Origin of the sequence: Xenorhabdus mauleonii (assembly GCF_900113945.1) — a bacterium.
Taxonomy (GTDB): domain Bacteria; phylum Pseudomonadota; class Gammaproteobacteria; order Enterobacterales; family Enterobacteriaceae; genus Xenorhabdus; species Xenorhabdus mauleonii.
Genome location: NZ_FORG01000003.1, coordinates 264,804 through 276,514, shown reverse-complemented (window position 1 = coordinate 276,514; position 11,711 = coordinate 264,804). Strand labels below are relative to the sequence as shown.

The following is an 11,711-nucleotide window of genomic DNA, read 5'->3' as shown; positions in this document are numbered from 1 at the left end:
GGCCTTGAATTTGATTATGGTTTTAGGAAGCGTGCTTCACTTTTGTGTTGCACTTATGCGCGGGCAGTTTAGCTAAAGAATGGAATCATTGATAGGCCATTGCATTTCTTATATTCGAATTGATGGTTAGAATAGTGATACAGTTCATGATATCGGATAGAAACAAATGCGCATTCATATTCTTGGCGTCTGTGGTACTTTCATGGGAGGACTCGCAATCCTCGCTCGTTCACTGGGTCATGAGGTCACTGGCTCTGATGCCAATGTGTATCCGCCAATGAGCACCTTGCTGGAAAAACAGGGGATCGAATTGATTCACGGTTATGATCCCGCACAGCTTGATCCTGCACCGGATATAGTGATCATCGGTAATGCTATGGTACGCGGCAATCCTTGTGTGGAAGCGGTATTGGATCGTGGCATACCTTATACTTCCGGCCCACAATGGCTGCATGACAACGTGCTGCCGGAGCGTTGGGTATTGGCAGTTGCGGGAACTCACGGCAAAACAACAACCGCGGGTATGCTGGCATGGATTCTGGAAGCTTGTGGTTATGAACCGGGGTTCCTCATTGGTGGGGTTCCGGGCAATTTTGAAGTTTCAGCACAACTTGGCGAAAGCCCGTTTTTTGTGATTGAAGCGGATGAATATGACAGTGCTTTTTTTGACAAACGTTCTAAATTTGTACATTACAGCCCTCGCACGCTGATCATGAACAATCTTGAATTTGATCATGCTGATATTTTCGAGGATCTGGCTGCCATTCAAAAACAATTCCATCATCTTGTCAGAGTTGTGCCTGGTACGGGCAAAATTCTCGTTCCTGATAATGATATCAACCTGAAACACGTACTTTCCATGGGATGCTGGAGCGAGCTGGAACAGCTTGGTGAAACCGGAGACTGGCAGGCGAAAAAAATCAGTCAGGATAGTAGCCATTACCAAGTATTCCACCGTGGGGAATTGGTGGGTGAAGTGAGCTGGTCATTAGTCGGCGAGCACAATATGCATAATGGTCTGATTGCAATTGCCGCAGCCCATCATGTTGGCATATTGCCTGCGGATGCTTGCCTGGCACTGGGAAAATTCATTAATGCCCGCCGCCGCCTTGAGTTGCGTGGAGAAGTGAATGGCATCTCAGTTTATGATGATTTTGCTCATCACCCAACGGCCATTTTGGCGACATTGGAAGCACTGAGAAGTAAAGTCGGCGGTGTAACCCGCATTCTTGCTGTATTGGAACCACGTTCGAATACGATGAAAATGGGCATGAGCAAAAATGATATTGCACCTTCTATGGGGCGTGCAGATGAAGTTTTTCTCTATCAGCCGACCAATATGCCGTGGCAGGTTGTTGAAATTGCCGAGCAGTGTGTTCAACCAGCTCGCTGGAGTGCTGATATAGATGTGTTGGTACGGATGATTGTTGAAACAGCACAGCCGGGTGATCATATCTTGATTATGAGCAATGGCGGTTTTGACGGTATCCATGAAAAATTATTAACAGAGCTGGCCAAGAAAGCAGTGACTGTTTGATTGGATAATTCGTGCGGCTTTCATTAGCTTTATTATATAGACATGGAGGCTCGCTCCGATTGGGCGATCCTCCATGTTTATCTGCCGTCAGTTCCTTGTCACGTTGATGCGACTCAAAATCCATAGGAGACAGATGACAGAAAAGGGTTAAAGTTCTTGCTCAAATAAATTCAGGATTGCTTCATAGAGCTGTTTTGTCGTCAGGTTTTGCGCTGGCGTAGTAAAAATAGTGTCATCGCCCGCAATACTGCCCAAGATCCCTTCCGCTTTCCCCAATGAATCTAAAAGACGAGCAATTAACTGTGCCGCACCCGGACTGGTGCGTATCACTACAATGCTGTGGTTATAATCGACATCTAATACCAGATTTTTTAGTGGGCTGGTTGCCGTGGGGACACCCAATTCTGCCGGCAGGCAGTAAACCATTTCCATTTTGGCATTACGGGTTCGGACAGCACCAAATTTTGTCAGCATTCTGGAAACTTTAGATTGGTTGATATTTTCAAACCCTTCATCCTGAAGCGCTGAAACAATTTCACCTTGGGAGCTGAATTTTTCTTCTTTCAATAATGCCTTGAAAGCTTTTACCAAATCTTCCTGTTTCGAAGGAACACGCATATTTCACCATCGTTAGATCCGTTATGAGACGGATATTATGCAAAACAGTGAATTTTTATTCAAGAAAGAGCGGACAAAACTGGAATATAACCCAATGAATTCTAAGTTTCATTGCAGCGGAAAGGGCGTGGCAAATGCGCCGGCACCCATTTGGCCGTTTAAAGGGGATGGATAGAACATAATTGCTGATGTTGGACATATTGTTTCATTAACGTTGTTTAATTAATGTCCGAATATAGACGTATTTATTTTTATTGGCTCTCTTTGTTTATAAAGCCTGCACATAAAGTCGATATGGTAAATGTATTGTTAATTAAATGGTGTTGTTTGAAATTGAAGGGAAGAGTAAGGTAGTTGGCTAATTAATTAATGATATAACGGGAATAATTATCAAAAAAGTGTCCGTTATCTCATTAACAGATAAGCCTTTTGTCTAGAATAAAACAACTTTGGTGTTCCATCATCAAGCCATTAGGTGGATAATCTAGCTGTTAACAGATTGTTTTTAATACGTAGTGATGAACGAGATGAGAGTCCTCTTTATCATTGTGGTTTTGATGGAAAGAGTGAAATAACTCTCTTAACCAGACAAATTTAAGTTTTTTACAGCACTTATTTTAAGGAGTATCAGGATGAAAGTTGCAGTTCTCGGTGCAGCCGGTGGTATTGGTCAAGCCCTCGCCCTTCTACTTAAAACCCAGCTTCCTTCAGGTTCAGAGCTTTCCTTGTATGACATTGCTCCGGTAACTCCAGGCGTAGCCGCCGATTTGAGCCATATCCCAACGGATGTCAAAATTGCTGGTTTTGCAGGTGAAGATGCAACCCCTGCACTGGTAGGCGCTGATGTTGTGTTGATTTCTGCGGGCGTAGCGCGTAAACCTGGCATGGATCGTTCTGATCTGTTCAACATCAATGCAGGGATCATTCGTAATCTGGTTCAGCAAGTTGCGAAAACATGTCCTAAAGCATTAATCGGCATTATCACAAACCCAGTGAATACCACCGTGGCAATCGCGGCTGAAGTTCTGAAAAAAGAAGGTGTTTACGATAAAAACCGTCTGTTTGGCGTGACGACTCTGGATGTTATCCGCTCTAATACTTTCGTGGCTGAGCTGAAAGGCAAAAACCCACAAGAAATGGAAGTGACTGTTATCGGCGGGCATTCTGGCGTGACTATTCTGCCACTGCTGTCTCAAGTTCCGGGTGTCAGCTTCTCTGATGAAGAAGTTGCAGCATTGACCAAACGTATTCAAAACGCGGGTACTGAAGTGGTTGAAGCAAAAGCCGGTGGCGGATCTGCAACTCTGTCTATGGGGCAAGCCGCAGCACGTTTTGGCCTGTCTCTGGTTCGTGGCCTGCAAGGCGAAAGCAATGTTATCGAATTCAGCTACGTGGAAGGTGACGGAAAATATGCCCGTTTCTTCGCTCAGCCTATTCGTCTAGGTAAAAATGGTATTGAAGAACGTTTAGATATTGGTCAGTTAAGTGCTTTTGAAGAGAATGCATTAAATGACATGCTTGATGTTCTGAAGGCAGATATTGCATTAGGCGAAAAATTCATTAATGGTTAATTTATTTAATTCGTAATTTATTAATATACGAATTAAGCTAAATATATTAGATAACTTAAACCGCTAGTTATTTTTTAACTAGCGGTTTTTTTAATAATTAAATCGATAGCTAATTATTTTTTTTATTTCGAATCTTTCTTTCTAATAATTCTCCAGTATGAGGATTGAAATAACGGCTTGGCCATATTTCAGATGGATGTAATTCTAAATAATTCGCTATTATCCATTCTCCCTTGGGCCACGGGCGAGAAAGAGTATTCGCCAAAGTTGATGAACTTAACCCAGCCTCACGAGACACTGCTGCCAGTGTAGTCCCACGTTTACGTAAAGCGGCAATAATATCAGCAGGATGCCAATCCGATTTCATAGAAATCATTTTTTTAATCCTTTCCTATTAAATTTGAAGCCACATTAGTGGTATAACTAAAGTGTTAGTGTGAAATTAATAACGAACACGGATCTGTTATTAAGAAAATAAAATAACATTATTTTTTCTAAAAATATTTCTAATTTTTTCTTAATAACTTCTTTTTTGAACTTGGTTACAAAAATAGAGAAACATTATGAAAAAAGAGTGGTATACGGCAATGGAGTTGACCGGTGTAGGCGAGTTACCTAGATCACCACAAGGAGTTAATGCCAGGGCAAAACGTGAAGAATGGTTGAGGCAAAAACGAACGGGTGTTCAAGGCAGGGCAATTGAATACCATTATTCTTGTTTTCCAGAATCAACTTTGGCGGCTTTAGAACTTCATGAAATGTCACCAGAATATCAGGTTCAGAAACAAGATCCTCTCTCTATTTGGGTGAGTGCATTTAATTTACTGACAGAGGAAGAAAAGGAGGTAATTACCGAAGTGATATTGCGTGATGGAATAAGAAGTTTTTTGGAAAAAATCACAGCAACCTAAGGCAGCTTTTGAAAAGCCAAATGTCCAATATTTGGCTTTCTCTTCACTGTCCTGATACAAAGCGAGGAGCAAGAGATGAAAAAAGAATGGTATTCTGCAAAGGAACTCATCGGCCTCGCAGGGCTGCCATCATCTCCCCAAGGAGTGAACCTGATGGCAAGACGCGAAGGTTGGGAACAACGCCGTAAGCGTGGGGTACAAGGGAAAGCACTCGAATATAATGTCAGCAGTTTGCCTGAAGAAGTTTTGAATGTCCTGACAGTCAGCGAAAGCTCAGTTGAATACTACCGGAATAAACGACAGGACCCATTTATGATTTGGGTGGAGGCTTATTATCAGCTAACCAAATCTGAGAGGGAACGAATGGTAAAATTTATCTTGAGAAAAGGGCTGTCCAGTCTTGTTCAATACGTCGGAATTCAAGATATTGAAATTAAAGATATTGAAAATAAAAACGGTATCCCAGATTGAATTATCTGGGATACCGATTGGCGTCGCTCAAGAAAGTCGTTGTACCGCGACATGGGCCAAACCAACCAAGGCCGCCTTATATGGAGAATCATCCAACACTTGCAACGCTGAAATAGCTTTATCGGCTTCTTCCTCCGCCCGTTGGCGGGTGTATTCAAGCGAACCACACTGTTTCATTGTTGCCAGTACGGTATCCAGTAAATGGCGGCCGTTTCCTTTCTCAATGGCATTGCGTATTAATGCAGATTGCTCGGGGGTACCGTGGTTCATGGCATGCAGGAGCGGCAGCGTTGGCTTGCCTTCGTTCAGGTCATCCCCTGTGTTCTTGCCGAGCGTGTTGTTATCAGAATCATAATCCAGCAGATCATCGATTAATTGGAATGCAGTGCCAAGGTAGCGGCCGTAGTCGCGCAGGGCGATTTCTTGCTCGGTAGAGGCACTGGCCAGAATGGCTGCTGAATGGGCGGCAACTTCAAACAGGCGAGCTGTCTTACTGTAAATGACCCGCATATAATCGTCTTCTGAAATGTCAGGATCATTACAGTTCATCAACTGCATCACTTCACCTTCAGCAATGACATTTGTTGCGTCAGACATCAGTTTCAATACGCGCATGGAATCAAGATCTGTCATCATTTGAAATGAGCGCGTATAGATAAAATCACCAACGAGAACGCTGGCAGCATTACCATAAATAGCGTTGGCTGTTTCCTTGCCGCGACGCATGTCAGATTCATCAACGACATCGTCATGCAGTAATGTTGCGGTGTGGATAAACTCAATCAATGCCGCAACTTTGACGTGTTTTTCACTGTCACAATGAAGCGCTTTACCCGCCAGTACCGCAATCATCGGGCGAATACGTTTACCACCGCCACTAATAATGTAGTAGCCGAGTTGATTGATTAGCGCAACATCCGAATTTAATTGGTTAAGAATGGTTTCATTAACCGCGGCCATATCGTCAGCGGTAAGTTTTATTATCGATTCTAAATTCATGTTTTGGCTTTTAACTCTGATTCAGAGCAGTGCTCATTAAATTAGCATATCAACAGATATTACGATGTATCGATTGTACTTGAAAAACAGCTTAAATAAATGACAATCGAAAAACTCCGTTTTTTTCTCATCTGTTCTAATTCTGCACTTGTCTTCCAAGTGGTTTTTGCGTAGAATTCGCGCCCTATTGTGAATATTTTATAGCGCACTCTGGATGAATTTTAGGGGGTGCGCGGAAAGCGGAGTTTATATGTACGCGGTTTTCCAAAGTGGTGGTAAACAACACCGAGTAAGCGAAGGTCAAACTATTCGCTTGGAAAAACTGGACATCGCAACAGGTGAAACTGTTGAGTTTGACCAGGTACTGATGGTCGCTAATGGCGAAGACATCAAAATCGGCGCTCCAGTAGTTGAAGGCGTTAAAGTTAAAGCTGAAGTTGTTGCTCACGGTCGTGGCGAGAAAATTAAAATTGTTAAGTTTCGTCGTCGTAAACACAGCCGTAAGCAGCAGGGCCACCGTCAGTGGTTCACTGATGTTAAAATCACTGGCATCGCTTAAGATCTTAGGAGAGCAGATAAATGGCACACAAAAAGGCTGGCGGCTCGACTCGTAACGGTCGCGATTCTGAAAGCAAACGTCTGGGTGTAAAACGTTTTGGCGGTGAGTCTATCCTGGCTGGTAGCATCATCGTTCGTCAACGTGGTACTAAATTCCACGCTGGCAACAACGTAGGCTGTGGCCGTGACCACACCCTGTTCGCATTAGCTGACGGGAAAGTTAAATTCGAAGTTAAAGGTCCAAAAAACCGTAAGTTCATCAGCATCGAAGCTGAATAAGTTTTTTGAATCTTAATCGAATCGGAAGCCCTGCAATGTGTGTTGCGGGGCTTTTTATATTCTGGATTACGCCATCTCTGGGTACTGCCATCCAGCTTTACAGTGGCTATCCTACGGAGAAATAAGATGAAATTTGTAGATGAAGCCAGAATACTGGTTGTAGCGGGAGATGGTGGCAATGGTTGCGTCAGCTTCCGTCGTGAGAAATATATTCCAAAAGGTGGGCCAGACGGCGGTGATGGCGGAGATGGTGGTGACGTCTATCTGTTGGCTGATGAAAACCTAAATACATTGATTGACTACCGTTTTGAAAAGTCCTTCCGTGCAGAACGTGGTCAAAATGGACAAAGCCGCGATTGTACCGGCAAACGTGGTCAGGACATCACCATCAAGGTTCCGGTCGGAACTCGTGTGCGTGATGTTGCCACAGGGGAGATATTGGGTGACATGTTGCGCCATGAACAGCGTTTTATGGTGGCAAAAGGGGGCTTCCACGGCCTTGGCAATACCCGCTTCAAATCCTCTGTGAACCGTGCTCCTCGCCAAAGAACGATGGGTACGCCAGGTGAAAGCCGCGAACTGATGCTGGAGTTGATGCTTCTTGCTGATGTGGGCATGTTGGGCATGCCAAATGCCGGCAAATCTACCTTTATCCGCGCTGTTTCGGCAGCAAAACCGAAAGTCGCCGATTATCCATTTACAACACTGGTACCAAGCCTTGGTGTTGTGCGCATGGATAATGAACAGAGCTTTGTGGTCGCTGATATTCCTGGTTTGATTGAAGGGGCAGCAGAAGGCGCTGGTTTGGGTATTCGCTTCCTGAAACATTTGGAGCGCTGCCGCGTATTGTTGCACTTAATTGACTTGTGCCCGATCGATGAATCTGATCCGGTTGAGAATGCTCGTATCATCATCAAAGAGCTGCACAAGTACAGTGAAAAACTGGCAGAGAAACCGCGTTGGCTGGTGTTCAACAAAGTTGATCTCACTGATCCAGAAGAAGCCAAACAACGGGCCAAGGCCATTGCTGATGAGCTGGGTTGGGAAGGCGATTATTATATGATTTCTGCGGTGAACCGTCAGGGCGTAAAAGAGCTTTGCTGGGATATCATGGAATTCATGAAGGCGCAGCCTCGTAGCCAGGAAACCTCGGAAGAAGCTCAACCTGAGAAAGTTGAGTTCATGTGGGATGATTACCATAAGGAACAGTTGGAGCAGTCATCTGAGGATGAAGATGATGATTGGGACGACGACTGGGACGAAGGCGATGATGAAGGCGTTGAGTTTATTTATAAACGTTAACCTGTAAAAACATCGAATATGATAAAAGGGCGCTCAAGATAGCGCCCTTTTGTTATCTAATCATTTCTGATTAATTATTTTTATATAATGATTTATATAAATTATTTTCGAAGCGGGTCAGAGGAACACGACGGGTTCGGAAATCTTCAGGAACGATAGAATAAGCGGAAACAAATTGGACGAAAGCAATTTTCTGCCCGCTGGCTGCAGTCATAAACCCTGCAAGATTATAAACGCCCTGCAACGAGCCTGTTTTGGCAAATACTTTGCCATCAAGGCCGGCTTCATGCAGACCTGGGCGGTAAGTTAAGGTGCCGTCATGTCCTGATTGGGGCAGCATTGAAATAAAATCCAATTCATTATCATGCTGGGCAATAAATTGTAATATTTCCATCATGGTTGTGGGTGAAATGAGATTGTGGCGTGAAAGGCCGGAGCCATCCACCATCACCGTGTTACCTAAATTAATGCCGGCTTTCTGCCTCAAAATCTGACGAACCGCATCAGAGCCAGTACGCCATGTACCCGGAACGTTATAATAGCGATGGCCGAGGGTACGGAAAATCGTATCGGCAATCATATTATCTGACTTTTTCAGCATGATTTTCAGCATATTATCCAGTGGCACTGATTGGTTCAATGCGAGGATTTTTTGCGGATGCTGGGGGGTAGCTTGGCGTCTTATATGGCCTTTTAATTCAATGCCTGCAATACGCAGTTCATTTTTCAGAATATTGCCCGCATAACTGGCACCATTCTGAATGGCGAAAGCTAATGGGAATGAATCATCGCGCTGTACCATGCAGCCGGTAAGGGTATATCGATTTAAATCACCAACCGTAACATCAAGCTCACAGTATTTTGCTTCCGCAGAGCCTTTGGCCAATGTCTTTACTTCACTGAATACACTGACAGGGTAAAAAGAGGGCACTCGAACAAATGCCATTTCGTTGGGTTGTTCTGCGCTATGCAGTGAAACTGAAAAACAGTTTTTATCAACAATGGCAGCAGTAGGTGGGGAACTAAAACACTGGGTCATGTCATTCCATACCCATCCCGGTGCTTTATCATGGCTGGCGAAGATAGAAGTATCAATGATGAGATCGCCATCAATCTGCTCTATGCCAGATTGCTTCAATTTTTCAACCATACTGCGCAACTGGGTACGTGTCAGCATAGGGTCGCCGACAAAACGTGCGGTTAAATTACCTTCTAATGTGCCATCTAAGACATTCGCGTCACTTTCCAGTGTTGTTACAAAATGGTAGTCCTTACCAAGCTGAAGCAAAGCTGCCAAGGCGGTCACAACTTTTTGCGTGCTGGCCGGTAGCGCCAGTTTATGTCCTTGATAATCAAGAATAGGGCTGTTTGAGCCAACTTTTTGGGCAATAAATGAAAAACTCGTTCCCGTAGGTAAATGTTGGCCAATTTCTTCAATTGAAGAGGCATTTACACTGGAAATGCTCAGGCTCAAACTGAGCATACAAGCTATTCTGCTGGTAATTTTTAAAAGAGCCATAGTTCTCGCGTATGAAGGTGGATGGATTTCAAGAATATTTGTATTAATAATACTAAGGTGCAATTCAGGGAAAAGTAAACGATGATCCATCATCAACTCTACGTTAGAATGATAGATTAGCAGGTGAAATATGTACGTGAACTTCAGGTAATGCTGAGTTTACACTCCTTTTATTGTCTGGAAGCCCGCCTGATAAGGTGTGCTCATTGTGCTGTTATTGCAAAAAAATCAGGAAGATGTGGTTTTGGGCTTAGGATTGATTTAGAGGTTTGATAAATGAAACAAATTCCGATGACGGTACGTGGCGCGGATAAATTGCGCGAAGAATTAGAATATTTGAAAAATGTACGTCGCCCTCAGATTATTACTGCAATCGCTGATGCGCGTGAGCATGGTGATTTGAAAGAGAACGCAGAATATCATGCCGCTCGTGAGCAACAGGGTTTCTGTGAAGGCCGCATTCAGGAAATTGAGGCTAAACTTTCTAATGCACAGGTGATTGATGTGACGAAAATGACCAATAATGGTCGGGTTATTTTCGGGGCAACGGTAAAGGTAATGAATGTTGACTCAGATGAAGAGCAAACTTACCGTATCGTGGGTGACGACGAAGCGAACATCAAAGAAAACCTTCTTTCTGTTAACTCACCGATTGCTCGTGGATTGATTGGTAAAGAAGTGGATGATGTTGTCGTGATTGCCACGCCTGGCGGCCAAGTGGAATACGAAGTATTGAGCGTGGATTATATTTAACAAATACCATGGTCATCAGCCATTCCACTCATTGGTTGATATGAAAAAAGGCCAAATTTGGCCTTTTTTATCAAGGTAAAATAGATATGGCATTTTTGTATAAGTATGCCGAGGTTATTTAGGTAGACTAATTTTGCGCTCTTGTGATGGACGGTAGAGAACGAGCATTTTTCCAATGATTTGCACATTATGTGCACCAGTTTCACGAACAATCGCTTCCGCGATCAAAGTTTTGATTTCACGGTCTTCGCCTGCAACTTTGACTTTGATAAGCTCGTGATGTGAAAGAGTTTGTTCGATTTCAGCCAATACACCTTCGGTCAGACCGTTGTTGCCTATCATAACGACAGGCTTTAGTGAATGAGCAAGGCTTTTCAGATATTGGACTTGTTTCTTGTTAAGAGTCATCGTTTTTTTGCTTAATTGGGATTGAAAACGACGTATTCTACCGCCATCTCATATCTATCACCATAAAAGTGTGGTGTGGTTTGATGAGAGAACGCAAAAATAAGGTTCTCGAATTAGTATAATTGGAAAGAACAATGGCCAATAAAAAACGCTCAGCAAGCTCAAGTCGCTGGTTACAAGAACATTTTAGTGATAAATATGTTCTTCAGGCGCAGAAAAAAGGGCTTCGCTCTCGCGCTTGGTTTAAACTTGATGAGATACAGCAAAGCGACAAAATCTTTAAACCGGGCATGACCGTTGTTGATTTAGGCGCTGCCCCGGGTGGGTGGTCTCAATACGTAGTCAGTCAGATTGGTAATAACGGGCGAATTATTGCTTGTGATCTTTTACCAATGGATCCGATAGTTGGGGTCGATTTCCTTCAAGGGGATTTTCGTGATGAGCTTGTATTGAAAACATTGCTTGAAAGAGTTGGTGATAATAAAGTCCAGGTCGTCATGTCGGATATGGCTCCCAATATGAGTGGGACCCCCGCGGTCGATATTCCCCGATCCATGTATCTGGTTGAGTTAGCGTTGGATATGTGTCGTGATGTGCTGGCCCCTGGGGGTAGTTTTATCGTCAAAGTGTTTCAGGGAGAGGGCTTTGATGAGTACCTGAGGGAAATTCGCTCCCTTTTTACGAAGATAAAAGTTCGTAAACCAGAAGCTTCGCGGGCACGATCACGTGAAGTATACATTGTAGCGACAGGGCTGAAAGTATAGTACCCTGACTACTATTTGTTA

General features: G+C 43.7%; 15 protein-coding genes. 10 read left to right on the top strand and 5 right to left on the bottom strand.

Annotated features, from left to right (window positions below; translation table 11 throughout):
* Positions 1-166: 166 nt before the first annotated feature.
* Positions 167-1,537, top strand: coding sequence for a UDP-N-acetylmuramate:L-alanyl-gamma-D-glutamyl-meso-diaminopimelate ligase (gene mpl, locus BM100_RS04325; protein ID WP_092508287.1), 1,371 nt, complete (start codon positions 167-169; stop codon positions 1,535-1,537).
* 147 nt (positions 1,538-1,684) lie between these two features.
* Here mpl and argR read toward each other — a convergent pair whose 3' ends face one another.
* On the bottom strand, positions 1,685-2,155 hold the full coding sequence (gene argR, locus BM100_RS04320) for a transcriptional regulator ArgR (RefSeq protein ID WP_092508285.1): 471 nt from the start codon (positions 2,153-2,155) through the stop codon (positions 1,685-1,687).
* 37 nt (positions 2,156-2,192) lie between these two features.
* On the opposite strand from argR, the gene BM100_RS22940 reads away from it, so the two are divergent.
* On the top strand, positions 2,193-2,330 hold the full coding sequence (locus BM100_RS22940; RefSeq protein ID WP_169924674.1) for a hypothetical protein: 138 nt from the start codon (positions 2,193-2,195) through the stop codon (positions 2,328-2,330).
* Positions 2,331-2,787: 457 nt separating this feature from the next.
* Positions 2,788-3,726 (top strand): malate dehydrogenase, encoded by a 939-nt coding sequence (gene mdh / locus BM100_RS04315; protein WP_092508283.1) that lies wholly within the window; start codon positions 2,788-2,790, stop codon positions 3,724-3,726.
* Positions 3,727-3,835: 109 nt separating this feature from the next.
* On the opposite strand, the gene BM100_RS04310 is transcribed toward mdh, so the two are convergent.
* Positions 3,836-4,102: a helix-turn-helix domain-containing protein gene (locus tag BM100_RS04310; protein WP_092508281.1), complete on the bottom strand. Its 267-nt coding sequence runs from the start codon at positions 4,100-4,102 to the stop codon at positions 3,836-3,838.
* 187 nt (positions 4,103-4,289) lie between these two features.
* On the opposite strand from BM100_RS04310, the gene BM100_RS04305 reads away from it, so the two are divergent.
* The gene (locus tag BM100_RS04305; RefSeq protein ID WP_092508279.1) at positions 4,290-4,637 is read left to right on the top strand and encodes a DNA-binding protein; all 348 of its coding nucleotides are present in this window, start codon (positions 4,290-4,292) and stop codon (positions 4,635-4,637) included.
* A 75-nt stretch (positions 4,638-4,712) separates the two neighbouring features.
* Positions 4,713-5,108 (top strand): DNA-binding protein, encoded by a 396-nt coding sequence (locus BM100_RS04300; RefSeq protein WP_092508277.1) that lies wholly within the window; start codon positions 4,713-4,715, stop codon positions 5,106-5,108.
* A gap of 27 nt (positions 5,109-5,135) precedes the next feature.
* Here the strand turns inward: BM100_RS04300 and ispB are convergent, their stop codons facing one another.
* On the bottom strand, positions 5,136-6,107 hold the full coding sequence (gene ispB, locus BM100_RS04295) for an octaprenyl diphosphate synthase (RefSeq protein ID WP_092508275.1): 972 nt from the start codon (positions 6,105-6,107) through the stop codon (positions 5,136-5,138).
* 250 nt (positions 6,108-6,357) lie between these two features.
* Between ispB and rplU the strand changes: the two genes are divergently transcribed.
* The 3 genes from rplU to cgtA all read left to right on the top strand — a co-directional run bounded on the left by rplU (position 6,358) and on the right by cgtA (position 8,246).
* The gene (gene rplU / locus BM100_RS04290; RefSeq protein ID WP_012986964.1) at positions 6,358-6,666 is read left to right on the top strand and encodes a 50S ribosomal protein L21; all 309 of its coding nucleotides are present in this window, start codon (positions 6,358-6,360) and stop codon (positions 6,664-6,666) included.
* A 20-nt stretch (positions 6,667-6,686) separates the two neighbouring features.
* Complete coding sequence (rpmA, locus tag BM100_RS04285; RefSeq protein WP_092508273.1) at positions 6,687-6,944, top strand: 50S ribosomal protein L27; 258 nt, start codon at positions 6,687-6,689, stop codon at positions 6,942-6,944.
* 126 nt (positions 6,945-7,070) lie between these two features.
* Positions 7,071-8,246, top strand: coding sequence for an Obg family GTPase CgtA (gene cgtA / locus BM100_RS04280; protein WP_092508271.1), 1,176 nt, complete (start codon positions 7,071-7,073; stop codon positions 8,244-8,246).
* A 70-nt stretch (positions 8,247-8,316) separates the two neighbouring features.
* Here the strand turns inward: cgtA and dacB are convergent, their stop codons facing one another.
* On the bottom strand, positions 8,317-9,765 hold the full coding sequence (gene dacB / locus BM100_RS04275) for a serine-type D-Ala-D-Ala carboxypeptidase (protein ID WP_169924673.1): 1,449 nt from the start codon (positions 9,763-9,765) through the stop codon (positions 8,317-8,319).
* A gap of 276 nt (positions 9,766-10,041) precedes the next feature.
* Between dacB and greA the strand changes: the two genes are divergently transcribed.
* Positions 10,042-10,518 carry a transcription elongation factor GreA gene (gene greA, locus BM100_RS04270; protein ID WP_092508267.1) on the top strand — a complete coding sequence of 159 codons (477 nt, stop codon included), beginning with the start codon at positions 10,042-10,044 and terminating at the stop codon, positions 10,516-10,518.
* 114 nt (positions 10,519-10,632) lie between these two features.
* Here greA and yhbY read toward each other — a convergent pair whose 3' ends face one another.
* On the bottom strand, positions 10,633-10,926 hold the full coding sequence (yhbY, locus tag BM100_RS04265; RefSeq protein ID WP_038237672.1) for a ribosome assembly RNA-binding protein YhbY: 294 nt from the start codon (positions 10,924-10,926) through the stop codon (positions 10,633-10,635).
* 134 nt (positions 10,927-11,060) lie between these two features.
* On the opposite strand from yhbY, the gene rlmE reads away from it, so the two are divergent.
* The gene (gene rlmE / locus BM100_RS04260) at positions 11,061-11,690 is read left to right on the top strand and encodes a 23S rRNA (uridine(2552)-2'-O)-methyltransferase RlmE (RefSeq protein WP_092508263.1); all 630 of its coding nucleotides are present in this window, start codon (positions 11,061-11,063) and stop codon (positions 11,688-11,690) included.
* Positions 11,691-11,711 lie beyond the last annotated feature (21 nt).

Bases quoted from the DNA above. Each gene is read 5' to 3' on its own strand.
- BM100_RS22940 (WP_169924674.1), top strand. From the start codon at position 2,193: ATGCAAAACAGTGAATTTTTATTCAAGAAAGAGCGGACAAAACTGGAA.
- mdh (WP_092508283.1), top strand. From the start codon at position 2,788: ATGAAAGTTGCAGTTCTCGGTGCAGCCGGTGGTATTGGTCAAGCCCTC.
- cgtA (WP_092508271.1), top strand. From the start codon at position 7,071: ATGAAATTTGTAGATGAAGCCAGAATACTGGTTGTAGCGGGAGATGGT.
- rpmA (WP_092508273.1), top strand. From the start codon at position 6,687: ATGGCACACAAAAAGGCTGGCGGCTCGACTCGTAACGGTCGCGATTCT.
- ispB (WP_092508275.1), bottom strand. From the start codon at position 6,107: ATGAATTTAGAATCGATAATAAAACTTACCGCTGACGATATGGCCGCG.
- mpl (WP_092508287.1), top strand. From the start codon at position 167: ATGCGCATTCATATTCTTGGCGTCTGTGGTACTTTCATGGGAGGACTC.
- BM100_RS04300 (WP_092508277.1), top strand. From the start codon at position 4,713: ATGAAAAAAGAATGGTATTCTGCAAAGGAACTCATCGGCCTCGCAGGG.
- yhbY (WP_038237672.1), bottom strand. From the start codon at position 10,926: ATGACTCTTAACAAGAAACAAGTCCAATATCTGAAAAGCCTTGCTCAT.
- dacB (WP_169924673.1), bottom strand. From the start codon at position 9,765: ATGGCTCTTTTAAAAATTACCAGCAGAATAGCTTGTATGCTCAGTTTG.
- BM100_RS04310 (WP_092508281.1), bottom strand. From the start codon at position 4,102: ATGATTTCTATGAAATCGGATTGGCATCCTGCTGATATTATTGCCGCT.
- BM100_RS04305 (WP_092508279.1), top strand. From the start codon at position 4,290: ATGAAAAAAGAGTGGTATACGGCAATGGAGTTGACCGGTGTAGGCGAG.
- argR (WP_092508285.1), bottom strand. From the start codon at position 2,155: ATGCGTGTTCCTTCGAAACAGGAAGATTTGGTAAAAGCTTTCAAGGCA.
- rplU (WP_012986964.1), top strand. From the start codon at position 6,358: ATGTACGCGGTTTTCCAAAGTGGTGGTAAACAACACCGAGTAAGCGAA.
- greA (WP_092508267.1), top strand. From the start codon at position 10,042: ATGAAACAAATTCCGATGACGGTACGTGGCGCGGATAAATTGCGCGAA.
- rlmE (WP_092508263.1), top strand. From the start codon at position 11,061: ATGGCCAATAAAAAACGCTCAGCAAGCTCAAGTCGCTGGTTACAAGAA.